25 protein-coding genes are annotated in these 23,472 nt (G+C 74.2%); 9 read left to right on the top strand and 16 right to left on the bottom strand.

From position 1 onward, the window contains the following. Positions 1-19: 19 nt before the first annotated feature. On the bottom strand, positions 20-1,243 hold the full coding sequence (locus tag SAM23877_RS06275) for a trans-sulfuration enzyme family protein (protein WP_053127727.1): 1,224 nt from the start codon (positions 1,241-1,243) through the stop codon (positions 20-22). 60 nt (positions 1,244-1,303) lie between these two features. Here SAM23877_RS06275 and SAM23877_RS06280 point away from each other — a divergent pair, with 60 nt between their 5' ends. Continuing rightward, positions 1,304-1,807, top strand: a complete 504-nt coding sequence (locus SAM23877_RS06280; RefSeq protein ID WP_053127729.1) for an Lrp/AsnC family transcriptional regulator — start codon at positions 1,304-1,306, stop codon at positions 1,805-1,807. A gap of 78 nt (positions 1,808-1,885) precedes the next feature. Further along, positions 1,886-3,574, top strand: coding sequence for a DUF885 domain-containing protein (locus SAM23877_RS06285; RefSeq protein WP_053127731.1), 1,689 nt, complete (start codon positions 1,886-1,888; stop codon positions 3,572-3,574). Between the two features lie 7 nt (positions 3,575-3,581). Here SAM23877_RS06285 and SAM23877_RS06290 read toward each other — a convergent pair whose 3' ends face one another. The 3 genes from SAM23877_RS06290 to SAM23877_RS06300 form a co-directional block, all read right to left on the bottom strand. Beyond that, positions 3,582-4,427: an SDR family oxidoreductase gene (locus SAM23877_RS06290; protein WP_053127733.1), complete on the bottom strand. Its 846-nt coding sequence runs from the start codon at positions 4,425-4,427 to the stop codon at positions 3,582-3,584. A 110-nt stretch (positions 4,428-4,537) separates the two neighbouring features. After that, positions 4,538-5,053: an immunity 21 family protein gene (locus tag SAM23877_RS06295; protein ID WP_053127735.1), complete on the bottom strand. Its 516-nt coding sequence runs from the start codon at positions 5,051-5,053 to the stop codon at positions 4,538-4,540. A 21-nt stretch (positions 5,054-5,074) separates the two neighbouring features. Next, on the bottom strand, positions 5,075-5,551 hold the full coding sequence (locus SAM23877_RS06300; RefSeq protein ID WP_053127737.1) for a rhodanese-like domain-containing protein: 477 nt from the start codon (positions 5,549-5,551) through the stop codon (positions 5,075-5,077). Between the two features lie 121 nt (positions 5,552-5,672). On the opposite strand from SAM23877_RS06300, the gene SAM23877_RS06305 reads away from it, so the two are divergent. Next, positions 5,673-6,119, top strand: a complete 447-nt coding sequence (locus SAM23877_RS06305) for an Lrp/AsnC family transcriptional regulator (protein ID WP_053127739.1) — start codon at positions 5,673-5,675, stop codon at positions 6,117-6,119. Positions 6,120-6,135: 16 nt separating this feature from the next. Here the strand turns inward: SAM23877_RS06305 and SAM23877_RS06310 are convergent, their stop codons facing one another. From SAM23877_RS06310 to SAM23877_RS06325, 4 genes are all read right to left on the bottom strand, one after another. Then, positions 6,136-9,129, bottom strand: a complete 2,994-nt coding sequence (locus tag SAM23877_RS06310; protein WP_053127741.1) for an AAA family ATPase — start codon at positions 9,127-9,129, stop codon at positions 6,136-6,138. Next, the gene (locus SAM23877_RS06315) at positions 9,126-10,289 is read right to left on the bottom strand and encodes an exonuclease SbcCD subunit D (RefSeq protein WP_053127743.1); all 1,164 of its coding nucleotides are present in this window, start codon (positions 10,287-10,289) and stop codon (positions 9,126-9,128) included. Before SAM23877_RS06315 ends, SAM23877_RS06310 begins: the two co-directional genes overlap by 4 nt. A 245-nt stretch (positions 10,290-10,534) precedes the next feature. Next, positions 10,535-11,161, bottom strand: a complete 627-nt coding sequence (locus SAM23877_RS06320; protein WP_053127745.1) for a YigZ family protein — start codon at positions 11,159-11,161, stop codon at positions 10,535-10,537. 71 nt (positions 11,162-11,232) lie between these two features. Beyond that, a complete protein-coding gene (locus SAM23877_RS06325; RefSeq protein ID WP_053127747.1) occupies positions 11,233-11,955 on the bottom strand; it encodes a cysteinyl-tRNA synthetase in 723 nt (240 codons plus the stop codon). Positions 11,956-12,163: 208 nt separating this feature from the next. Here SAM23877_RS06325 and SAM23877_RS06330 point away from each other — a divergent pair, with 208 nt between their 5' ends. Then, complete coding sequence (locus tag SAM23877_RS06330) at positions 12,164-12,571, top strand: CoA-binding protein (protein ID WP_053127749.1); 408 nt, start codon at positions 12,164-12,166, stop codon at positions 12,569-12,571. A gap of 115 nt (positions 12,572-12,686) precedes the next feature. After that, entirely contained in the window at positions 12,687-12,878 is a 192-nt protein-coding gene (locus SAM23877_RS06335; protein ID WP_053127751.1) for a hypothetical protein, read from the top strand. Between the two features lie 36 nt (positions 12,879-12,914). Here the strand turns inward: SAM23877_RS06335 and SAM23877_RS06340 are convergent, their stop codons facing one another. The 3 genes from SAM23877_RS06340 to SAM23877_RS06350 form a co-directional block, all read right to left on the bottom strand. Continuing rightward, positions 12,915-13,472: a YbaK/EbsC family protein gene (locus SAM23877_RS06340; protein WP_053127753.1), complete on the bottom strand. Its 558-nt coding sequence runs from the start codon at positions 13,470-13,472 to the stop codon at positions 12,915-12,917. Positions 13,473-13,515: 43 nt separating this feature from the next. Then, on the bottom strand, positions 13,516-14,088 hold the full coding sequence (locus tag SAM23877_RS06345) for a helix-turn-helix domain-containing protein (RefSeq protein ID WP_053127755.1): 573 nt from the start codon (positions 14,086-14,088) through the stop codon (positions 13,516-13,518). A gap of 214 nt (positions 14,089-14,302) precedes the next feature. Then, positions 14,303-15,106 carry an acyltransferase gene (locus SAM23877_RS06350; protein ID WP_053142218.1) on the bottom strand — a complete coding sequence of 268 codons (804 nt, stop codon included), beginning with the start codon at positions 15,104-15,106 and terminating at the stop codon, positions 14,303-14,305. Positions 15,107-15,213: 107 nt separating this feature from the next. On the opposite strand from SAM23877_RS06350, the gene SAM23877_RS06355 reads away from it, so the two are divergent. Next, a complete protein-coding gene (locus tag SAM23877_RS06355) occupies positions 15,214-15,750 on the top strand; it encodes a gamma carbonic anhydrase family protein (protein ID WP_053142221.1) in 537 nt (178 codons plus the stop codon). Positions 15,751-15,791: 41 nt separating this feature from the next. Here SAM23877_RS06355 and SAM23877_RS06360 read toward each other — a convergent pair whose 3' ends face one another. After that, positions 15,792-16,418, bottom strand: coding sequence for a DedA family protein (locus SAM23877_RS06360; protein ID WP_053142223.1), 627 nt, complete (start codon positions 16,416-16,418; stop codon positions 15,792-15,794). A 108-nt stretch (positions 16,419-16,526) separates the two neighbouring features. Continuing rightward, positions 16,527-16,964, bottom strand: a complete 438-nt coding sequence (locus SAM23877_RS06365; RefSeq protein WP_053127757.1) for a DUF4442 domain-containing protein — start codon at positions 16,962-16,964, stop codon at positions 16,527-16,529. A gap of 153 nt (positions 16,965-17,117) precedes the next feature. Between SAM23877_RS06365 and SAM23877_RS06370 the strand changes: the two genes are divergently transcribed. After that, positions 17,118-18,140 carry a DUF8017 domain-containing protein gene (locus SAM23877_RS06370; RefSeq protein WP_053127759.1) on the top strand — a complete coding sequence of 341 codons (1,023 nt, stop codon included), beginning with the start codon at positions 17,118-17,120 and terminating at the stop codon, positions 18,138-18,140. A gap of 17 nt (positions 18,141-18,157) precedes the next feature. On the opposite strand, the gene SAM23877_RS06375 is transcribed toward SAM23877_RS06370, so the two are convergent. The 3 genes from SAM23877_RS06375 to SAM23877_RS06385 form a co-directional block, all read right to left on the bottom strand. Further along, the gene (locus SAM23877_RS06375) at positions 18,158-19,003 is read right to left on the bottom strand and encodes a spermidine synthase (protein WP_053127761.1); all 846 of its coding nucleotides are present in this window, start codon (positions 19,001-19,003) and stop codon (positions 18,158-18,160) included. A 316-nt stretch (positions 19,004-19,319) separates the two neighbouring features. Further along, entirely contained in the window at positions 19,320-20,510 is a 1,191-nt protein-coding gene (gene tuf / locus SAM23877_RS06380) for an elongation factor Tu (RefSeq protein ID WP_053127763.1), read from the bottom strand. A gap of 269 nt (positions 20,511-20,779) precedes the next feature. Next, the gene (locus SAM23877_RS06385; protein ID WP_053142225.1) at positions 20,780-21,502 is read right to left on the bottom strand and encodes a DNA alkylation repair protein; all 723 of its coding nucleotides are present in this window, start codon (positions 21,500-21,502) and stop codon (positions 20,780-20,782) included. A gap of 49 nt (positions 21,503-21,551) precedes the next feature. Between SAM23877_RS06385 and SAM23877_RS06390 the strand changes: the two genes are divergently transcribed. Further along, entirely contained in the window at positions 21,552-22,331 is a 780-nt protein-coding gene (locus SAM23877_RS06390) for a TVP38/TMEM64 family protein (protein ID WP_053127765.1), read from the top strand. A gap of 253 nt (positions 22,332-22,584) precedes the next feature. After that, on the top strand, positions 22,585-23,460 hold the full coding sequence (locus tag SAM23877_RS06395; protein WP_053127767.1) for an undecaprenyl-diphosphate phosphatase: 876 nt from the start codon (positions 22,585-22,587) through the stop codon (positions 23,458-23,460). The last annotated feature ends 12 nt before the right edge of the window (positions 23,461-23,472 follow it).

A 23,472-nucleotide genomic window follows, 5' to 3' on the forward strand; every position in this document is an offset into this window, starting at 1 on the left:
GGCGGGGAAGCCCCGCTGGTCACTCGGCCCGCGACAGCGCCTCCCGCAGCGGGATCGCCTCGGCCACCCGCTCCCCCAGCGCCCGGTCCAGATCGGCCCACAGGTCGTCCACGTCCTCCAGGCCGACCGACAGCCGCAGCAGCCGGTCGCCGACCCCGGCGTCCCGGCGGTCGTCGGCGTCGACGATGCGGTGGCTGATGGACGCCGGGTGCTGGATCAGCGTGTCGACGCTGCCGAGGCTCACCGCCGGGGTGATCAGGCGGACCCGGGCGATGACCTCGTGCGGGTCGCCGTGGATCTCGAAGGAGACCATCGCGCCGCCGATCCGCGGGTAGTGGACGCGCCTCACGCGCGGGTCGGCGGCGAGCCGCTCGACGAGGACCGCGGCGTTGGCGGAGGCGGCCCGCACCCGCACGGGCAGGGTCGACAGCCCGCGCAGCAGGAGATAACCGGCCAGCGGATGCAGAACGCCCCCGGTGGCGAAACGCACCTGCCGCAGCCGTCCCGCGAACTCCTCGTCGCAGGCCACGACACCGGCCAGCACGTCCCCGTGCCCGCCGAGGTACTTGGTGGCGCTGTGCAGCACCAGCCGGGCACCCTGCTCGGCGGGGCGCTGCAGGACGGGCGTGGCGAAGGTGTTGTCCACGAGCAGCGGCACCGAGCCGCAGGCGTGGGCGACGGCCCGCAGGTCCACCTCGGCCAGGGTGGGGTTGGCGGGCGACTCCACGAGCACCAGCCCGGTGTCCGGACGCAGCGCGTCGGCTATGCCCGCCGGGTCGGTCCAGGTGACCTCGGACCCCAGCAGGCCGGCGGTCAGCAGGTGGTCGCTGCAGCCGTACAGGGGTCGCACGGCCACGACGTGCCGCAGCCCCATCGAGGCGCGGACCAGCAGGACCGCGGTCAGCGCGGCCATCCCGCTGGCGAAGGCGACGGCGGCCTGCGTGCCCTCCAGCCGGGCCAGCGCCGTCTCGAAACGGGCGACGGTGGGATTGCCGAGGCGGCCGTAGACCGGCGGGCCCTGCGGGTCGGCGCCGGTGGCGGCGAACGCGTCGATGCGGGCCGCCTCACCGCGGCTGTCGTACGAGGGGTAGGTGGTGGACAGGTCGATGGGCGGGGCGTGCAGTCCCCGGCCCGCGAGGTCGTCGCGGCCGGCGTGCACCGCCTCGGTGGCCAGTGCCCTGCCCGTGAGCGGGGTGGTGCGTACGTCGTGGGGTGGTGACGTGGGCGTGCGCGCAGAGTCCATGGGCGGAAGAGTGAACACCGAACGGGCGGCCCGGGCCGACGACCGTGTTACGTTCGGCCCATGGCCGAATCCGTCGTACTGGATCCGGTCGATCTCCAGCTGCTGCGGCTGCTGCAGAACGACGCCCGGACCACCTACCGCGACCTCGCCGCCCAGGTCGGTGTGGCCCCGTCGACGTGCCTGGACCGGGTGGCCCGGCTGCGGCGTGCCGGGGTGATCCTCGGTCATCGGCTCGAACTGGACCCGGCGAGGCTGGGGCGCGGGCTCCAGGCGCTGCTGTCGGTGCAGGTGCGCCCGCACCGGCGGGAGCTGGTGGGCCCGTTCGTCGACCGGATCAGGGCCCTGCCGGAGTCGCGCACCGTCTTCCACCTCACCGGTCCCGACGACTACCTGGTCCATGTCGCGGTCGCGGACATGGCCGACCTGCAGCGACTGGTCCTGGACGAGTTCACGTCCCGCCGGGAGGTGGCCCGGGTCGAGACGCGGCTGATCTTCCAGCAGTGGGAGTGCGGCCCCCTGCTGCCGCCCGCCCCGCCCCCTGTCGCACCCCCGGCCACGCCCTGAGCGAAATCCGGCCGCCCGCATCACCGGGCCTGCCGCAGCGGGCTGACGCGGCACCGGTATCCGTACGAGGATGTCCGCATGTCAGAGACCAAGAGCCCGCTGCCCCGCGAGGTCGCCGACGCCTACGTCGACGACCTCATCGCCCTCGACCCGGTCACCGGTACCTACCTCGGTGTGCAGGAGAGTTCCAGCCGTCTGCCTGACCTCTCGCCCGCGGGGCAGGAGGCTCGGGCGGAGCTGGCGCGGGCCACGCTCGCCCGGCTGGACGAGGCGGAGCGCCGGCCCGGCGGGGACAGCGACGTGGAGCGGCGCTGCGCCCGGCTGCTGCGCGAGCGCCTCACCGCCGAACTCGCCGTGCACGAGGCGGAGGAGGGCCTGCGCTCGGTCGGCAACCTGGGCACCGCCGCGCACTCGGTGCGCGAGGTCTTCACGGTGACGCCGACGCGGACGGACGAGGACTGGGCCCGGATCGCCGAGCGGCTGCGCGCGGTGCCGAACGCCCTCGCGGGCTACCGCGCGTCCCTGACGCTGGGCCTGGAGCGCAAGCTGTACGCCTCCCCGCGCCCGACGGCCACCTTCGTCGACCAGCTCGGCGAGTGGGCCGACACGAGTGAGGGCCGCGGCTGGTTCGAGGACTTCGCGTCCGCCGGTCCCGAGGCGCTGCGCGCGGAACTGGACGAGGCGGCCAGGGGCGCGACGGCGGCCGTGGTCCAGCTGCGGGACTGGATGCGCGAGGTGTACACGCCGGCCATCGAGGGGGCTCCGGACACGGTCGGCCGCGAGCGCTACGCCCGCTGGTCGCGCTACTACAACGGCACGGACCTGGACCTGGACGAGGCGTACGCGTACGGCTGGGCCGAGTACCACCGGCTGCTCGCCGAGATGAAGCGGGAGGCGGAGAAGATCCTGCCGGGCGCCGAGACGCCCTGGGTGGCGCTGGCGCACCTGGACGAGCACGGCAGGCACATCGAGGGGGTCGACGAGGTCCGCGACTGGCTGCAGGGCCTGATGGACCGGGCGATCGAGTCGCTGGACGGCACCCACTTCGAACTCGCCGAGCGGGTACGGAAGGTGGAGTCGCGCATCGCCCCGCCGGGCAGCGCCGCGGCCCCGTACTACACGCCTCCGTCGGAGGACTTCTCGCGCCCCGGCCGCACCTGGCTGCCGACGATGGGCCTGACCCGCTTCCCCGTCTACGACCTGGTCTCCACCTGGTACCACGAGGGCGTCCCCGGCCATCACCTCCAGCTCGCCCAGTGGGCGCACGTCGCCCAGGACCTCTCGCGCTACCAGGCCTCGGTCGGCATGGTCAGCGCCAACGCCGAGGGTTGGGCGCTGTACGCGGAGCGGCTGATGGACGAGCTGGGCTTCCTCACGGACGCCGAGCAGCGCCTCGGCTACCTGGACGCGCAGATGATGCGGGCCGCCCGGGTCGTCGTGGACATCGGCATGCACCTGGAGCTGGAGATCCCGGCCGACTCGCCGTTCCACCCGGGTGAGCGCTGGACGCCGGAGCTGGCCCAGGAGTTCTTCGGCGCGCACAGCAGCCGCCCGGCGGACTTCGTGGAGAGCGAGCTGACCCGGTACCTGACGATCCCGGGCCAGGCGATCGGCTACAAGCTCGGTGAGCGGGCGTGGCTGCTGGGCCGGGAGAACGCGCGCAGGCGGCACGGTGACTCCTTCGACCCGAAGGCCTGGCACATGGCCGCCCTCTCCCAGGGTTCGCTGGGCCTGGACGACCTGGTGGACGAGCTGTCCCGGCTCTGATCCCGGCTCACCGCCGGAAGCCGCCCTCCGAGTCGACGACCTGACCGGTGACCCACTCCGCCTCGTCCGTGGCGAGCCACGCGACGAGGCGGGCCGGGTCGTCGGGCATGCCCCACCGGCCGGCGGGGAAGAGCGCGGCGATGGCCTCGTAGTCCTCGCCGGTCATGTAACCGGTGTCCACGGGGCCGGGGTTGACCGCGTTCACGGTGACGGCGTGCTCGGCGAGGGCCGTCGACAGGGATCGGGTGACGGAGGCGAGCGCGCCCTTCTGCAGGGCGTAGGCGATCTCGCCGGGCATGCCGCCCCCGAGGTCCTGGCCGGACGTCATCATCACGACGCGTCCGCCGGGCGTGCGGGGCGGGAGCGCGGCGCGCAGCCGGGCGAAGGCCTGGACGAGCAGCAGCACCGAGCGGGTGTCGACCCGCCAGTGCGCGTCGAGCATGCCGGCGTCGATCGTGTCGAGGGTGCCGTCGGAGCCGCTGAGCGCGTGGTTGGCGACCAGGATGTCCAGCCGTCCGCCGAGCGCCCCGGCGGCGGTGGCGATGAGTTCGCCCGGCGCGTCGACTTCGGTGAGGTCGCCGGGGCCCGCGACGACGGTGGCGTCCGGGTCGCCGAGTGCGGCGCGTACGGAGGCGGCCACCTCCTCGGGCTGGTCGGCGCCCCAGGGCATGGCGGCGTCGTGCGGGACGTGGTGGTGCACGTAGACGCTCGCTCCGTACGCGGCGAGCCGTCGGGCCACGGCGTGGCCGATGCCGCCGCGGCGGCTGGCTCCGGTGACGAGGGCGGTCCGGCCGCGCAGGGGCAGGGGGTCGCGGCGCAGGTCTTCGGGTGCGGTGTGGGGAATTCGTGGCATGGGCAACCATGATGGGCGGTCCGCCACCGACCCGCACGCCGATTTCGCTCCGCCGGCGCGAGGCCCTCACCGGTGGGTCACCGAGGGGCCGCCGGTCGGCCTCCCGCCGACTACCGGTCGAGCCGCCGCAGTTGGACGACGTTCAGCCAGGTCTCGGGCCCGGGGCGCACCTCGGCGGCGCGCACCGCGTACTGGCCCGGTTCCAGGGCGACCCGCACGTGGTCGGTGCGGTCGCAGGTGGTTCCGGGCCACGCCGCGTCGAAGAGCAGCACGGGACCGGACACGCGCCAGGACACCTCGGCGTCCCACTCGGCCGCGTCCAGCGCCGCGGGAACCCCGGCCAGGACCTCGGCCTCCGAGTCCGCGGCGCACCAGCGGACGAAGGCACCGTGGTCGGGCAGGTAGGCGGTCGAGGCGGGTTCGTCGCCCAGTACCAGTGCGGTGGCGTCGCCGACCGGGAGGAGCCCGACGTACCCGTCGACCTCGCAGGCCCGGTCGTAGTCGGAGGCCGTCTCCTCGCCGTCGGCACCCGTCCAGAACGGCAGGACCGTCTCCGGGACCGCTATCAGCGGACCGCCGCCCGACTCGACCCACTCCACCGCGCCCGGCTCCGCGTATCGCACCATGCGGCAGAACCTACACGTCCGTCAGCAGCCGCAGTCGGCCGCGTCCACCGGGGCGGTCAGGGGGTCCACGGCACGGCGCCCGGTGCCCTGCCACGTCTCGTGGGCGAAGCCCTCACGCGCCCAGTACTCGAAGCCGCCGAGCATCTCCTTGACGCGGTAGCCGAGTTCGGCGAGGGCGAGGGCGGCGCGTGCCGCGCCGTCGCAGCCGGGCCCCCAGCAGTACGTCACGACCGGCACCGCGGGGTCGAGGAGCCGGCGGGCCTGCTCGGGGACGAGGGCGGTGGGCAGGTGGACGGCGCCGGGGACGTGGCCCTGGTCCCAGGACTGGGTGGAGCGGCAGTCCACGAGGACGAACCCCGGGTCACCGTCGGCCGCGAGGGCGGCGGCGACGTCGGAGACGTCGGTGTGGAAGGCGAGGCTCGCCCGGAAGTAGGCGGCGGCCTCCGCGGGCGGCGCGGGGGCGACGCGCAGGACGGGGCTGGCGGTGGTGACGCTCATGGTCGGGCCTCTCCTCGATGGATCTCCTGGCCAGAAATCTAAGGTCGTGACCGCCCCCGCAGAAGGAGGTTTCCCCGGCGTACACATTGCTCCACCGGGGATTCCCTGCTATCCATCCGGGATGACCATGTATTCTCCGGACGCCACCGACTGGCTCATCCTCGACGCCCTCCAGCGCAACGGGCGGGCCAGTTTCGCCGAGCTCGCCCGTGCCGTCTCGATGTCCGCGAGCGCGGTGACCGAGCGGGTGCGCCGGCTGGAGGAGACCGGGGTGATCCAGGGGTACGCGGCGGTGGTCGACCCCGAACGGCTGGGGCTGCCGATCCTGGCGTTCGTGCGGCTGCGCTATCCGGTCGCCAACTACAAGCCGTTCCACGACCTGGTCGCCGTGACCCCCGAGATCCTGGAGGCCCACCACGTCACGGGGGACGACTGCTTCGTGATCAAGGTCGCGGCCCGTTCGATGCGGCACCTGGAGCAGGTGTCGGGCCGGATCAGCGCGCTCGGCTCGGTGACCACGAGCGTCGTCTACTCCTCGCCCCTTCCCCGCCGGTCCCTGGGCCGCTGAGCGCCGCGGCGGCCTCTCAGGCGGTGCCCCGCTGCCGCAGCACCGAACCCGACCGCCCCTTCACGACCTCCAGTTGGGCGTGGATCCGCCGCCGCAGGTCGGCGACGTGGCTGACGATGCCGACGCTGCGGTCCCGCTCGCGCAGGGAGTCGAGGACGTCGAGGACCTCGTCGAGGGTCTGGTCGTCGAGGCTGCCGAAACCCTCGTCGATGAAGAGGGTGTCGAGGCGCACACCGCCCGCCTCGTCGGTGACGACGTCGGCGAGGCCGAGCGCGAGGGCGAGCGAGGCGAAGAACGTCTCACCGCCGGACAGGGTGGCCGTGTCGCGTTCGCGTCCGGTCCAGGCGTCGACGACGTGCAGGCCGAGGCCGCTGCGGCCGCGCCCGGTGCGGTCGTCGGAGTGGACGAGGGTGTAGCGGCCCGAGGACATGCGCCGAAGCCGCGCGGTCGCCGCCGCGGCGACCTGCTCCAGCCGGGCGGCCAGCACGTAGGACTCCAGACGCATCCGGCGTTCGTTGTCCGCCGAGGTGCCCGCGGCGAGGGTGGCGAGACGGGCCACGCGGCCGTGCTCCTCGCGCAGCGGGAGGAGCCGGCGCACGGCGGTGGCGGCCCGCGCGGACAGGCGGTCCAGCTCGGCGCAGCGCCGGGTGGCGGCGTCCCGCGCCGAGGAGGCCTCGCGCAGCCGCCGGCCCGCGTCGGCGGCGGTGCGTTCCGCCGCCGGGAGGTCGGCGGGCGGCCGCCGGGCCGCGTCGGCGGTGTCGGCCTCGGCGAGGACGGCGCGGACGGCGGAGTCCTCGGACTGCCATGCGTCGAGCCGCCGTTGCAGTTCTCGGTGGGCGGCGTCGTCGAGGAGCGCGGCGGCGGCGTCCCGGGGGGTGTCGAACCCGGCGCGGAAGGCGGCGTCGGCGAGACGGGCGTCGGCTTCCTTGAGCCGCTGGGCCGTGTCCTCGGCGACGCGGGCGGCCTCGGCGGCCTCCGTGAGCCGCTCGGCCCGCCGCTCCAGCTCCGCGACCCGCGCCGCCACGCTGTCGGCGGTGCCGCGGGCCCGGGTCAACTCCTCCTCCAGGGCGAGCCGCTCGCTCTCCAGTCGCTCCCGGTTGCCGACCCGCGAGGCGGCGCGGACGGCGGCCTGCTGCTGAGCGGCGACCCGCTGCTCCCGCTCCTGCTCCGCCCGGCGCAGCTCCTCCTGGGCGGCATGGAGCCCCGAGGCGGTGGCCCGGGCCCGCGCGTACTGCCGCTCCAGCTCCTCGCTCTCCTCGGCCAGCCGGGCGGTGGGCGCGTCCCCGGCCTCCGCCGTGGCCGCGGCCAGCGCCTCCCGTACGGTGCCCAGGCGTCGTTCGGCCTCGGCGCGCCGCTCGTCCGCCGCCTGGTAGGCGGCGAGGGCCTCCTCCTCGGCCTCGCGGTCGACGTGTCCGACGACCTTGCGGGCGGGGGCGGGGTGTTCGGTGGCACCGCACACCGCGCACGGTGCGCCGTCGGTGAGGCCAGCGGCGAGCTCGGCCGCTATGCCGTTCAGCCGCTGTTCCTTGAGGTCGAGCCAGTGGGCGCGGGCCGCGACCGCGTGTTCGGCCGAGACCAGCGCCACCCGCCCCGCCTCGTCGGTGTCGCCGGCGAACTGGTCGCGCTGCCGGGCCGCGTTCAGCCGGCGCCGGGCCGGGTCGCGCTGGACGGCGAGCTGCTCGGCGCGGGTCGCCGCCTCCTGCGCCCGGTCGAGGCGGTCCTGCAGTCCGGTGCGGGTGGCCGCCCAGTCGGCGAGCCAGGTCTCCGCCTCGTGCAGGACCTCCTCGTCGGCGCGTTCCTGGCGCTCCAGCCGGGTCCGTTCCTCGGCCAGCTCGGTGAGGCGCTGCTCGGCCCTGCGTGCCGATTCCAGCCCGCCCAGCTCTTCGGCCGCCCGGCGTGCTGCCGCGGCCAGGCCGGCGGCGCCCGCGTCCGCGAGGGCCTCCGGCAGCAGGGCGCGCGCCCTGGCCTCGGCGGCCGCCGCCCGTCGGTGCTCGGTGTCGGTGCCGTCCCGCAACTCCAGTGCGGGGGCCACCGCTTCGGCCTTGCGTCCCCGTTCCATCCGCTCCTGGGCGGCGCGGTGGGCGTCCGCCCGCTCCGCCAGCCGTGCGGCCCGCTCCCGCGCCTCGGCGGACCTGCGCTGCAACCGGTGCAGTTCCCGTGCGTCGGCCAGGTCGCGCTCGGCGGCGGCCTGGGCGGACTCGGTGGCCGCAAGCCGGCCGTCGGCGATGTCGAGCAGTTCCCTGGCCGTGCTGCGGGCGACCGCGGCGGCGCTCAGCACGGCCTCGGCCAGGCCCGGCTCACCCGGCGCCAGCTCCGGCAGTTCCATGGCGTCGCCGGCGGCCTGCTGCATCCGGTGGGCGTCGGCCAGCAGCGCGGCGTCCCCCTCCCGCACCTGGGCCTCGGTCGCGCGGCGCCGCTCGGCGAGGTGCTTCTCGACCTCGGCGAAGCGCCGGGTGTCGAAGAGCCGGCCGAGCAGCTTGCCGCGCGCTTCCGCGTCGGCGCGCAGGAAGCGTGCGAAGTCGCCCTGGGGCAACAGCACGACCTGACAGAACTGCTCACGGCTCATGCCGAGCAGCTGCGTGATCTCCTCCCCGATCTCCTGGTGGGAACGGCTGAGGTCCTTCCAGGCCCCGGCGCCCGCGTCGTACTCGCGCAGCCAGGTCTGGGCCTTGTCGACGGTGGTGCCCTTGCCGCGCAGCTTCGGACGCTCCCAGGGCGGCTGCCGGGTGACCTCCAGCCGCCGTCCGGCGACGGTGAGTTCGAGGCGCACCTCGGTGCGCGTGCCGACGGCGGCGTGGTCGCTGCGCAGGGTCGCGCCCTGACCGCTCTGGCGGGCGCCGGGCACCGAGCCGTACAGCGCGTAGCACACCGCGTCGAGGACGGAGGTCTTGCCGGCACCGGTCGGGCCGTGCAGCAGGAAGATCCCGGCTGCCGACAGGTCGTCGAAGTCGACGCTCTGCGAGGCACCGAACGGCCCGAACGCGGTGATGTCCAGTCGGTGCAGCCTCACCGGGCCACCTCCCGCACGGTCTCGTCGGTGCGCACCGCGTCGAAGGCGTCCCTCAGCACGGTCCGTTCGTGGAGGTCGGGGCCCGCGCCTCGTACGTGCGTCACGAAGTCCTCCGCGATCTGCTGGTCGCCGCGGCCGGCGAGGCGCCGGGCGTAGGAGACGGCCGGCTCCTCCGGGCCCCGCTCGGGGTCGAAGACGAGGCTCAGCGTGTGCGGGAAGCGGCCGGTGAGTCTGGCCATGGGGTCGGCGGGACGGACCGGGTCGGTGAGGGTCGCCTCGACCCACGCCTCCTCGTGCCGGGTCAGCCCCGGGTCGGCGAGCAGGTCCTCCAGGGTGCCCCGCAGCCGGGCGAGCGCGCGGGGCACGGGGCAGTCGACGCGCTCGGCGGTGACCGCGCCCTCGGCGTCGAGGTCGACGAGCCACATGCTCTTGCGGTGCGCGGCTTCGGAGAAGGAGTAGGGCAACGGGGAGCCGGAGTAGCGCACGCGCTCGGTGAGGGTCTGGCAGCCGTGCAGGTGCCCGAGTGCCACGTAGTCGACGCCGTCGAAGACTCCGCGGGGCACGGCGGCCACTCCGCCGACGGTGATGTCCCGCTCGCTGTCGCTCTGTTCGCCGCCGGTGACGAAGGCGTGGGCGAGGACGACGGACCGCGTCCCCCGCGCGCGCGTGGCGAGGTCGGCGCGGACCCGGTCCATGGCGGCGGCGAGCACCGCCTCGTGCCCCGCCTTCTCCACCCCGAACCCGGCCTTCACGAGAGCGGGCTCCAGGTACGGCAGTCCGTAGAAGGCCACCTCGCCGTGCGCGTCCGCCAGCATCACCGGCGTCCCGCACCCCGCGGGGTCGGTGCGCAGGTGGATGCCGGCACGGTCGATGAGTCCGGCGCCGACGCCGAGGCGGCGGGCCGAGTCGTGGTTGCCGGAGATCATCACCGTCGGCACCCCGAGGTCGGCGAGGCGGTGCAGGGCGTCGTCGAAGAGCTCGACCGCGGCGAGCGGCGGCACCGCCCGGTCGTACACGTCCCCCGACACGACCACGGCGTCGACGGCGTGCTCGCGCACGGTCGCGACGAGGTGGCCGATGAATCCGGCCTGGGCGTCGAGCATGTTCACCCGGTGGAACGCCCGGCCCAGATGCCAGTCGGAAGTGTGCAGCAGTCGCATGATCCCCGAGGTTAACGGCAGGGTCCGACAGCCCGGGGGGTTACTCCCGTTTCGCCCCTCCCACCGCCCCACAAAGGGCCGTTATGACCCTCTTATCCGTTTCGCCGACCGTTCTGGCTCACGTCGCCCTCCCGTCCGCGCCGCGCCTGCCACGCCGTGCGTGACGCGCCATGCGTGACGCGCCGTGCGTGACGCGCCGTGCGTGACGCGCCGTGCGTGACGCGCCGTGCGGCACACCCGCGCCGTCACGCGTCGCCGTACGCCTCGCCGCCCAGTTCGAACCCGGCCGAGCCCGCGGTGGCGTCCGCGAGCCAGGACCGGAAGGCGTCCACCTCGGCCTCCGGCAGACCGACCTCGATGGTGACGGCCTCGGCGTACCGCACCTCGCGTACCGCGCGTCCCGCCGCGTGCAGGTCGTTCTGGAGCTTCCCGGCGCGCTGGTGGTCGACCGTCACCGTGGCCAGGCGGAACCGGCGGCGGGTGAGCGTGCCGAGGTCGTCGAGCGCCTCGCCGACCGCACCCCCGTAGGCGCGGATGAGGCCGCCCGCGCCGAGCTTGACCCCGCCGTAGTACCGGGTGACGACGGCCACGACGTACCGCATGTCGCGGCGCAGCAGCATCTGGAGCATCGGTACGCCGGCGGTACCGCCGGGCTCTCCGTCGTCGCTGGCCTTCTGGACGGCCGCGTCGGCACCGATGACGTAGGCCCAGCAGTTGTGGGAGGCGTCCGCGTGCTCCTTGCGCACGCCCGCGACGAACGCCTGGGCCTCCTGCTCGGTGGCGGCCGGGGCGAGGGCGCACAGGAAGCGGGAGCGGTTGATCTCGGTCTCGTGCACACCCGCGCGGGCGACCGTGCGGTACTCGTCCTGCATCCGGCCAGCCTATGCGCTCACCGTCGCCCGCCTCTCGGCACGGTCGTCCCGGCCGGACCCGGGGCGCGCGGTCACTCCGGGGCTCCGACGTCCCGGGCGAGGTGGAGCCCCAGGAAGCGGTCGGCGTAGGCGTAGGTCTCGAACCGGACTCCGTCCGGAAGGTCCGGGTCGTCCTCCACCCGGCGCAGGACCCGCAGGACCCCGGGCGCGTCCAGGTCGTCCTCCCAGGCGTCTCGCAGCCGGTCGCGCACCTCGCCCGGCACGGGGCGCGACGGCTGCCGCGCCCAGCGGGCGACCGCGCGGCGCCAGCGCGCGAGCGTGTCCCGGGCCTCGTCCAGCGCGCTCGCGCCGAGCTCCACGCGCGTGTGGTGGTGGTGCGACAGCAGGGCGAGGCGCAGGGCGTCGGGGTCGGCGAGGTCGGGTGCGGCCGGGTCCGCCGGGGCGACGGCGAGCGTCGTCCCGCGCGAAGCGGCGTGGCCCTCGCGCACCACGTGCACGGCCTGGCCGGTGCCCGGACCGGAGCCGGCGCCGCCGCTCTCGAAGGGACGGACACCGAGGGCGGCCGCGTCCGCCCGCAGCCGCGCCCCGTCCTCGTCGTCCGCCGGGCCGGACAGCACGGCCCACGCGGGCGTGCCGTCGAGTTCCAGGGCGCGGATCAGCAGATCGGCGACGAGCAGCACGCGCAGCCCGGTCGTGTCACGGCCCGGCACGTGGGCCTCGACCCGGGTCGGGCCCCGTCGCACGGGGGCGGCGGGGGCGGGCTCTGCGGTCCGGGCGTCGATGATGTGCAGCACGGGGTGAGCGTAGGCGTGGCGGGGACGGGGCGCACCGGGGGCGCGCTCGCGGCCGTTCCCCAACGCGTCGAGGAGTCGCCGCGGTGGGGTGGAGGAACGCCGCCGCCCGGGTGACCCCGCCGCGTGGGGAATCCCGGCGGGCCGCCGTCCGTTGTCCTCGCCGGAAGGCGCGACAAGCGGGTCGTCCAGGAGTCCGAGGAGGCCGCCGGTGCACGGCGACGAGGCAACCGTCCGCAAGATCCTCACCGAGCTGGGCGACACCTGGGCCGTGGTGGGCCTGTCGTCCAACCGGCAGCGTGCGGCGTACGGCGTCGCCGAGGTGCTCCAGCGCTTCGGCAAGCGGGTCGTGCCCGTGCATCCCAAGGCGGAGACGGTGCACGGCGAGCGGGGTTACGCCTCGCTCGCGGACATCCCCTTCCACGTGGACGTCGTCGACGTCTTCGTCAACAGCGACCTGGCCGGGGGCGTGGCCGACGAGGCGGTGGCGAAGGGAGCGCGTGCCGTCTGGTTCCAGCTCGGGGTGGTCGACGAGGCCGCGTACGGGCGGACCCGGGCGGCGGGCCTGGACATGGTGATGGACCGCTGCCCGGCCATCGAGATCCCGCGGCTCGGCTGAGCCGGCGGACCCTCCCCGCCGGGCGGTCACCGAGGTGACCAGGGCGCGCCGGCGGCCCGCGCGGGGGCGACGCCCGGGAGGGGCGACGACACGGCCTGTCCGGCTGCTCGGCCGCGTGTCCCACCCGGGTGTGGTGTGGGACCGCCAGGAGTTCTCCCGGCTGCTCGCCGGGCTGTACCACGGCACGGCGTCGGGCGATCGGCACCGGGCGGGCGCCGCGCCGGCCCGGCTCCGGCGCCTGTTCGACTCGCCCGTCGCGGTGGCGGCGTTCACCGAGCCGTACGCCGGCGCCCGCACCACCGGCTGAGCCCGCCCGTCACACGCGGCGCGGACCCCCGCCCGGTCAGGCGACGCCGAGCCCCTCCAGGACCACCGCGCCCGGCAGTTCGGCGAAGGCCTTGCCCGGCACCAGCAGCTTGCCGCGCCGGCGTCCGCTGCCGACAAGGACGTACGGCAGGTCGACGACGGCCGCGTCCACCAGCACGGGCCAGTCTCCGGGCAGGCCGACCGGGGTGATGCCGCCGTACTCCATGCCGGTCTCGCCGGTCGCCGTGTCCATCGGGGCGAAGGAGGCCTTGCGGGCCCCGAGGTGGCGGCGAACGACACCGTTGACGTCGACCCGGGTGGTGGACAGGACCACGCAGGCGGCCAGGGTGCTGCCGCCGCCCCGCTTGCCGGTGACCACCACGCAGTTCGCGGACTGTTCGAGCAGCTCCCGGCCGTAGTGCTCGACGAAGACGGCGGTGTCGGCCCACTGCGGGTCGGTGTCGACGTAGAGCAGCTGGTCGGCGGGGGTGCCGCCGCGCCAGTGGCGTACGGCGTCGGCGACCGGGCGGGTCAGCTCGTCGAGGCGGTCCGGGGCGGGCGTGGCGCTGTCGAAGTTCCCGATGGGTGGGTGCATGGCGGCACGCTAACAACGGCGGGCGGTGCGCAGGACGGCCGTCTCAGCGGACGGGCGGCACCGAGACCGCCATGACCATCTCCATCGGCCCGTCGCCCTCGTTGCCGTAGGTGTGCGGGGTGTCCGACTCGAAGGAGGCGCTGGCGCCCGTCGGCACGCGGTGGGGCACTCCGTCGACGGTGAGGGTCAGTTCCCCGGCCGTGACGTGCACGAGCTCGACCGTCCCGGTGGGATGCGGGTCGGACGGGCTGCTCTCGCCCGGCATCAGCCGCCACTCCCACAGCTCCAGCGGGCCGGGTGCCTCCACACCGGCGAGCAGCCGGCTGAAGCTGCCGGCGTCGGTGTGCCAGAGCCGGATCGCCCGCTCCGCGGGCACGACGCGCACCGTGGGCCCCTGTTCCCGGTCGAGCAGCGTGGTGATGCTGATCCCGAGCGCGTCACCGATCTTCACCACCGTGCCGAGGCTGGGATTGGTGCGGGCCTGCTCGATCTGGATGAGCATGCCGCGACTGACGCCGGCCCGGGCGGCGAGCGTCTCCAGGGTGAAGCCGCGCTCCCCGCGCCAGCGCTTGACGTTGCGCGCCAGGGACTGGGTCAGCAGGTCGAGGTCCGCCACGTTCCGTCCAGATCCTTGTCCACTGTTTCGGGTGCCGCGGTGCAGTCCGTCGGCATACGGTCGGCTGCACCCGGACGTTCACCGCACTGTACTGCGGGGCGACCGGACCATGACAGCGCCGTCCGCCCTGGCCACCAGCCTTCCGTGAGGTCCGGCCGACTTCGGCGGCGGTGCCGGGTTCCCTTTCCGGCGACGGGCCGAACCGGGCGAACGCTCAGCTCTCGGCGGCCGGTTCCGCGACCCTGCCCGCCGGTCCGGCCCGGTCGTCCAGCTCGGCGAGGCGTGCCACCGCCTCGTCGTCCAGCTGCGACAGCGCCCGCAGCTCCCCCGGCGTGACCCCGGCGGGGATCGGCACCGGAGCCGGGGTCCGCAGCGGCGGCTGCCAGCCCTCCTCGGGCGTCCAGCGCCGTACGACGCGGGCGGGCGCGCCCGCCACCACGGCGTGGTCGGGCACCGCGCCCCGGACCACGGCTCCGGCCGCCACCACCACGTTCCGCCCGATCCGCGCGCCGGGCAGGATCACCGCACCGGTGCCGACCCAGCAGCCGGAGCCGATCTCCACCGGGTCCATCCTGGGCCACTGCTTGCCGATGGGCTGGTGCGGATCGTCGTAGGAGTGGTTGGTGGACGTGACGTAGACGTACGGGCCGAAGTAGCAGTCGCTGCCGATGCTGACCGTGGTGTCCGCGATGACGTGGCTGCCGCGCCCGAGGACGACCCCGTCGCCGATGCGCAGGATCGGCTCGGGGCCGAGGTCCAGGTCCGGCATGAGGCCTGCGGTGAGGGTGACCTGCTCGCCGATGATGCAGTGGGCGCCCACGTGGATCCAGGGCTCGCCGAAGACCGTGCCGAGCGGGAAGGCCAGTCGGGTGCCCGTGCCCAGGGCGCCGAAGCGGAAGCGGCCGGGGTGCGCGGCGGTGACGGAGCCGGTGCGCTGCACCCAGGCCCAGCCCGCGTGGACGGCCCGCTGCGCGAGGCGGCTTCGCCAGGACGAGAACGTGTTCTTGCGCTTCGGCACCCGCTCACGGTAGTCGGCGCGCGGTGCGGGCACGGTGCGGGAGTGCTGTGATCTTCACCCCACCGGGTGGCGTACGGTGCCGTACATCACCCGAGCAGGAGGCGATGATGACGCAGAAGGCGCTGATCACGGGCATCGGTGGCAGGGAACCGAAGGTGGACGCGGAGGCCTTCGTGGCGCCGACGTCCTCGATCGTGGGGGACGTGACGCTGCACGCGGGGGCGAGCGTCTGGTACGGGGCGGTGCTGCGCGGCGACGTCGAGCGGATCTCCGTCGGCGCGAGCAGCAACATCCAGGACAACTGCACGCTCCACGCCGACCCGGGCTTCCCCGTCACCGTCGGCGAGCGGGTCTCCGTCGGGCACAACGCCGTGGTCCACGGAGCGACCGTCGAGGACGACTGCCTGATCGGCATGGGCGCCACGGTCCTCAACGGCGCGGTGATCGGCGCCGGTTCGCTGGTCGCGGCCCAGGCCCTGGTCCCGCAGGGGATGCGGGTGCCCCCGGGTTCACTGGTCGCCGGGGTGCCGGCGAAGGTGAAGCGGGAGCTGACGGAGGAGGAGCGTCAGGGGGTCACGCTGAACGGCACCATGTACGCGGCCCTTGCCGTGGAGCACCGGGCGGCGGTGGGAGAGGGCCGGTAGCGGGGAGGACAGGAGCGGCCCGCGCCCCGAGGCGTGCGCCGCTACTCGGCGGCGGCGGCGAGCGGCTGGGCCCGCTTCGCCTTCCTCTTCAGGACCAGCATCGAGGTCACACCGATGGCCACGGCGAGCACGAGGCCCAGCCAGGAGAACCGCTTCAGCCAGGACTCGGCGACGACGCCGACGTAATAGATGACCGCGGTGGTGCCGCCCGCCCAGACGATGCCGCCGAGGACGTTGGCGATCAGGAACTTCCAGTACGGCATCCGCAGCACACCGGCCAGCGGGCCGGCGAAGATGCGCAGCAGGGCGACGAAGCGGCCGAAGAAGACGGCCCACATGCCCCACTTCTGGAAGGAGCGTTCGGCGGTGGCGATGTGCCCCTCGCTGAAGTGCCTGGGGAACCTGCGGCCCAGCCGGGCCAGCAGTGGCCGGCCGCCCTTGCGGCCGATGGCGTACCCGATGGAGTCGCCGATCACCGCACCCGTGCTGGCGCAGACCCCCAGGACCAGCGGGTCGACGCCGCCGTGCTGGGAGGACAGCAGGGCCGCCGAGACCAGGATGATCTCGCCCGGCAACGGGATGCCCAGACTCTCCAGAGCGATGACGAGTCCGACGACGGCGTACACGGCCGCCGCGGGCACCGTGTCGAGCCACTCCTGGACGTGCAAGGCCACACCCTCCGATTCGCACCCCTGCTGCGTTCCGGGTGGGCCTTCCGCCGCTTCCCGGGTCTCCTGGATCGAGGAGACCCGGGAAGCCTACCGGTTCACCGGGCGTCAGCCGTTGGGGCGCAGGGTCCAGGTGACGGTCATCTCGCCGGTCACCGCGCCGTCCTCCCGCTGGATGGCGACGCTCACCGGGAACTCCGGGCGGCTGCCCGCGTCCAGCTCCGCGACCACGTCGGCGACGGGGCGGCCCAGCGTCGCGGTGGCCGTGACCGGCCCGAGCGCGATCTTCTTGAAGGCGATCTCCGCGGTGACCGGCAACGGCACCGCCCGGGAGAGCTGGTCGCCGAAGGCTGCCAGCACGATCGCGCCGCTCGCCGACTCGCCGAGCGTGAACATGGCTCCGGCGTGGGGTCCGCCGACGTGGTTGCGGTACTCGCTCTGGTCCGGCAGGGCCAGCACGGCCTTCTCCGGAGTGGTCTCCAGGTACTCGAGGTTCAGGGTCCTGACCATCGGCACCGTGGCGGCGAGCAACTCGCCGATCGACATCTGATCTGCGCTCATGGCAGCAGGTTACCCACGAGTAGCAATCGAGGGCCAGGCGTCCGGGGGGATCGCCGCGGGCTCGTCCGCCACTTCGGTACGTCCCTGACAAGGCCCGGTGACCGAATCGTGTCCTGGGCGGCATTAGGGTGACTGCTCATGTGGCCAGGACAGCAGCCGCCCGGGGGCGAGCAGAACCCGCAGAACAATCCGTACCAGCAGCCGGGGTACCAGCAGCCGAATCCCTATCAGCAGCCGGGATACCAGCAGCAGCCCGGCCCGTACGGGCAGCAGCAGTGGGGCGCTCCGCAGCCCCCGACGGCTCCGCAGCCGTCCGCGGGCGGAGGCGGCGGTGGCGGCAACCGGACCAAGGTGGTCGCGATCGTCGCGGCGCTCGCCGTGGTGGTGGCCGCCGGCGTCACCGGGTTCCTGGTGCTGGGCGGTGACAAGGACGACCAGGCGGACGGGGGCAAGGACGACAAGCCTTCGGCCAGCGCGTCCGCGAGCAAGTCCGAGACCCCTTCCACCGACCCGAGCGCTTCCGGTGGCGAGGACAATCCGCGCGGCGGCGACGACGTGAAGGCGACCGTCGACGGCTGGAAGGTCGTCGCCAACCCGCGCTTCGGCACCATGTTCGACGTGCCCGCGGACTGGGAGATCGACAGCACGGACACGAGCGTCGGCTTCGAGTGGGAGGAGGACGGCAAGACCGAGCGCACGACGGTCACCGCCCCGGCCTACCTGAAGTCCGAGTGGTGCACCACCGACGAGAACAAGGACGGCCGCAAGGAGAGCACCTCCCTCGCCACCGCGGGCACCCGCGGGGAGAGCGGCGCCAAGGACGCCGCCCAGGCGGCCGAGACGCGGGTGCCGTGGTGGATCTACGGCGGGTTCACCGAGCCGGACAAGAAGAGCGTGAAGTACGGCAAGCCGAAGCCGTACACCACGACGTCCGGCATCGAGGGCAGCGTCATCACGGCGCACTCGGAGGGCGCGCCCAAGAAGGGGAAGTGCGACACCGAGGGCAAGGCGATCACCTTCGCGTTCAAGAACGGCGCGGGCGACTTCGTCACCTGGAACCTCTACGGCGCGAAGGGTGTCGACGAGGAGATCCCGGAGGCGACGGTGCAGAAGATCCTGAGCACCGTGCGCCTCACGGAGGCCCCGCCGACCGACACGTAGCCCGCCGCGCGGCGCCTCTAGCCGATGCCGAACGCCCCGGCGGGCGGTTCCGGCGACGGCACGGCGTCCTCGTCCCGCACCGGCCGCGCGTCTCCGACGAAGGCCCGCAGGGCGGACCCGTGCTCGACCCTGGCCGGGAAGGCGTCGGCGGCCGTACGCCGGGCCAGGGTCGCGGTGTCGAGCGGCCGGTGCGCGGCGACGAGGACCGCGTTGCCGAAGCGGCGCCCACGCAGCACACCCGGTTCGGCGATCAGCGCCAGCTCCTCGAAGAGCGTCGCGAAACCCGCCAGCTGGGCCCGCAGGAAGGGGAACGGCGCCGCGTCGGCGAGGTTGGCCACGTACACGCCGTCGGCGCGCAGGACCCGTGCCGCCTCGCGGACGTAGCCCACGGAGGCCAGGCGCGCGGGCACCCGGGAGCCCCCGAAGACGTCGGCGACCAGGACGTCGGCCGAGTCCGCGGGAGCGGCTTCCAGCCAGGCGCGGGCATCGGCCCCGTGCGTGGTGACGCCGGCGCCGTCCGGGAGCGGCAGGTGCTCGGCGACGAGGTCCAGCAGGGCCCGGTCGGCCTCCACGACGTCCTGCCGCGAGCCCGGCCGGGTCCGTGACACGTACCGGGGGAGGGTCATCGCACCCCCGCCCAGGTGCAGCACCTCCAGCGCACGCCCCGGCTCGGCCACGGTGTCCAGGACGTGGCCGAGCCGGCGCGTGTACTCGAACTCCAGGTGCTCCGGCTCGTCCAGGTCGACGTACGACTGCGGGGCCCCGTCGACGGTGAGCAGCCAGGCCCGCCTCCGGTCGACGTCGGGCATGAGCTTGGCGGTGCCGTGGTCGGTGACGCGGCTGACGGGTATGGCTTCGTTCACCCCCCGATTGTGCCTGGGGCCGAACGCCCCGGCAGGAGCGGCTCCGCCGCGGACCCGACGGCCACACCGGACCCGCGGCGTCCCGCGCCCCGGACCACGTTCGGGCCACGGACCCGCGACGTCCCCCGCGCCCGGCCGCTCCAGGGCGGCAGGACCGCGACGCCGCGCGCGCCCGGCCACGGAGCGGCCACCGACCCGCGAACCTCCCGCACGCTCGGCCACCGACCCGCGACATCCCGCACGCCCGACCACGAAGCGGCCACGAAACGGGCACGGGCCGGCCACCGCCGCGACGCCCCCGCGCCTCCGGCCGCGTTCAGGCCACGGCGGTCACGGTCCCCGCCGCCACGGTCCGCCCGCCCTCACGCACGGCGAACCCCAGACCGGACTCCAGCGGCACGTCCCGGCCCAGCTCCACCGTCATCGTGACGGTGTCCCCGGGCCGGGCGACGGCCACCTCACCGAGGTCCACGTCCCCGACCACGTCCGCGGTCCGGATGTAGAACTGCGGCCGGTACCCCGTGGTGACCGGCGTCGACCGCCCGCCCTCACGCGCCGACAGCACGTACACCCGCGCCGTGAAGCGCCGGCCGGGCACCACACTGCCGGGGGCGGCGACCACGTGCCCGCGCCGCACCGTGTCGCGGGCCACACCGCGCAGCAGCAGCGCCACGTTGTCCCCGGCCTGCGCCTCCTCCATCGGCTTGCCGAAGGTCTCCACGCCGGTGACGACCGTCTCGACCCCGGCGCCGAGGACCTCCACGCGGTCGCCGACGCGGACGGTGCCGCGCTCGACCGCGCCGGTCACCACCGTGCCGCGGCCGGTGATGGTGAGCACGTTCTCCACCGACAGCAGGAACGGCGCGTCCAGGTACCGCTCGGGCATGGGCACGTAGGTGTCCACGGCGTCGAGCAGCGCTTCGACGGACGCCGTCCACCGCGGGTCGCCCTCCAACGCCCTCAGCCCCGAGACCCGGACGACGGGCACGGCGTCACCGCCGTAGCCGTGCGCGGTGAGCAGGTCCCGTACCTCCAGCTCGACCAGGTCGGCCAGCAACGCGTCCTCCCCGTCCTCGACGGCGTCGGCCTTGTTGAGCGCGACCACGATGTGGTCGACGCCCACCTGCCGCGCGAGCAGGACGTGTTCGGCCGTCTGCGGCATGACCCCGTCCAGCGCGGAGACGACGAGGATCGCCCCGTCCAGCTGGGCGGCGCCGGTGACCATGTTCTTCACGTAGTCGGCGTGGCCCGGCATGTCCACGTGCGCGTAGTGGCGGGTGTCGGTCTCGTACTCGACGTGCGCGAGGTTGATGGTGATGCCGCGCGCCGCCTCCTCCGGGGCCCGGTCGATCCGGTCGAACGAGACGTACCGGGTGCCGCTGTCGGCACCGCGCTCGGCGAGGACCTTGGTGATGGCGGCGGTCAGGGTGGTCTTGCCGTGGTCGACATGGCCCATCGTGCCGATGTTGAGATGCGGTTTGGTGCGGACGTACGCCGTCTTGGACATGGCGCTACCTCGAAGCCTCGTGGCGGTGGTGGGACCCCGGTGACCGTCCGACCCTCCCCCTGCGGGGTCCGCCGGACGATCCGGGGAGGGTCAGCTTCGGGCGCCGTCGGCCGCGGCCGTGAGGAAGAGGACGGCAGCCTTCGGGGCATCCGCGACCGCGGATGCTGCGAGGGGGAAGGCGTACCGGAACATGACGCCGATCATCGCCGAGCTCCCGCCCCGCGTCGAACGGTTTTCACGGCACGGGAGTTCGCGGACGCCCGGGTCCGCTACGGCCCGATGTTCCGCAGTGCCTCGCGCACGGACAGCGGTGCCAGGCGCCGCCCGTTCTCGGCCACGAAGGCGCGGACGGCGTCCGGGTCCGTCCGGGCGTACTCGCGCAGGCACCAGCCGACGGCCTTGCGCACGAAGAAGTCCTCGTGGCCGCCGCGGCGCAGGCAGTACCCGAAGAGCCGGCCGGTGTCGGTGCCCTGCCCGTAGCGCAGTTGGTGGAGCAGGGCCGCCCGGACCAGCCAGGGGTCCGCGTCCTCGATCCAGGCGTCCGTCTCGGCCGTGAGGCCGCGGTCGGCCGCGACCAGGCCTCCGACCACGTGCGCGGAGAGCGGGTCGACCGTGTCCCACCAGGGCACCGTGGTGAGCAGATGCCGGACCACCGGCAGGAGACCGGACGAGCATTTCGTCACATGCCGGCGCAGCAGGTCCACGGCGAAGTAGGGGTACTCGCGCTCGGGCAGCCGCCAGCAGCGCAGGGCGATCGCGGCGAGGTCCCGCTCGTCGGGGCGGGGCATCCCCGCGAGGACGGTGCGGGACAGCGCGCGTCGATCAGGGGAGGTCAGGCCCAGGAAAGGAGCCACGTCCCTCATGTACGCCCGCCGGCTCACGGCCCGTCCGGGATCGGCCGCGGCGGCGTACACGGAGGTGAGCCGTTCCAGCACGGTGTCGGCGAGCGGACTGTGCGGAACGTCCGGAACTCCCTTGGCTGTGACGCTCATGAGACGCACCATACGGCGATCACACACATTTGTCGGTTAGTGTCACCGGATGCTCGATGCCACCACCCGCTCTGGGGGCACCGCCACGGTCTCTCCCCGGGCCACCGCAACGGAGCTCGCCGTCGCCACCGCCGCCGGGCCGGCCGCACCGACCGGCCTCGCCGCCCGCGTGACGAGAGTCCTGCTCTCCCCGTGGTCCCGACTCTCCCTGCTCCTCGCCCTGCTGGCCTCGGCCGCGACGACGGTCCTGCTGTTCCGGCCGCAGGAGTTGCTGACCGACGGGTGGCCACCGCAGCTCGGCGGAGCCACGGCGGCGCTCGCCTACGCGGTGGCGTACGGACTGTGCACCGTCGCCTTCGTGCCCCGTCCCCTGCTCAACCTGGCCGCCGGTGCCCTGTTCGGCTCGCAGCTGGGTCTCGCGTCGGCGCTGGCGGGGACGGTGCTCGGCGCCGGGATCGCCTTCTGCCTCGGCCGGGTGCTGGGCCAGGAGGCGCTGCGTCCGCTGCTGCGGGGCAAGTGGCTGAAGGCCGCGGACGGACAGCTCAGCCGGCACGGTTTCCGTTCGATGCTGGCGGCACGGCTGTTCCCCGGGGTGCCGTTCGCGGCCGCCAACTACTGCGCGGCCGTCTCCCGCATGGGCCTGCTGCCCTTCCTCCTGGCGACGGCCCTCGGCTCCATCCCCAACACCGCCGCCTACGTCGTCGCCGGGGCCCGCGCCTCGACGCCCACGTCGCCGGCCTTCCTCATCGCGCTGGCCTGCATCGCCCTGCCGGGGCTGGCGGGTGCCGCGGTGGCCTGGCGCAAGCGGCACCGGCTGCGCGGACACTGACAGGGGCACGTACGTCGCCCGGGCCCGGCGCCGGCGTCGGCGTCGGCTGATCGCGCGTACGGTCGCGTCGGCCGTCGCGTGAGCCGTACCGTGACCGGCCCGGCCGTGCGCGGGAGCCCTTCCACCCCTGTGGGCCGATCTTCACTTTGGGACGCTACGCTGCCCCTCGGCACGCCAGATCCTGATCACCGCGCACGGCGGTTCGGTGTGTCCATCGACCGTTTCTCGATCGGCACTTGGACTCCGTAACCTCATGTCTTGGTTTGAATCCCTCATCCTCGGACTCGTCCAGGGGCTGACCGAGTTCCTCCCCGTCTCCTCCAGCGCGCACCTGCGGCTGACCGCGGCGTTCTCCGGCTGGCACGACCCGGGCGCGGCCTTCACGGCGATCACGCAGATCGGCACCGAGGCCGCCGTGCTCATCTACTTCCGCAAGGACATCGGGCGGATCCTCTCGGCGTGGACGCGGTCGCTCACCGACAAGTCGATGCGCCGGGACCCCGACGCCCGCATGGGCTGGCTCGTGATCGTCGGCTCGATCCCGATCGGTGTGCTCGGCCTGACCCTGAAGGACCAGATCGAGGGACCGTTCCGGGACCTGCGGATCACCGCGACCATGCTCATCGTCGTGGGCGTGATCATCGGCATCGCGGACCGGAGGGCCGCCCGGGACGAGAAGGGCGGCCGGCACCGCGCGCCCCAGCAGCGCAAGGAACTGGAGAACCTGACCGTCCGGGACGGCCTGATCTACGGCCTCTGCCAGGCCGCGGCCCTCATCCCCGGTGTCTCCCGCTCCGGGGCCACCATCAGCGGCGGGCTCTTCATGGGCTACCGGCGCGAGGCGGCGGCCCGGTACTCGTTCCTGCTCGCCATCCCGGCGGTGCTCGCCTCCGGCCTCTTCGAGCTCAAGGACGCGATGGAGAACGATCACGTCTCCTGGGGACCGACGCTGTTCGCGACGGTCATCGCCTTCGCCACCGGCTACGTGGTCATCGCGTGGTTCATGAAGTTCATCTCCACCAAGAGCTTCATGCCGTTCGTCTGGTACCGCATCGCCCTCGGCATCGTCATCATCGTCCTGGTCACGGCGGGCGTCCTCAGTCCGCACGCCGCGGAGTCCGCCGGCTGACGGCGCCCGGTT

The organism is Streptomyces ambofaciens ATCC 23877 (assembly GCF_001267885.1).
Classification (GTDB): domain Bacteria; phylum Actinomycetota; class Actinomycetes; order Streptomycetales; family Streptomycetaceae; genus Streptomyces; species Streptomyces ambofaciens.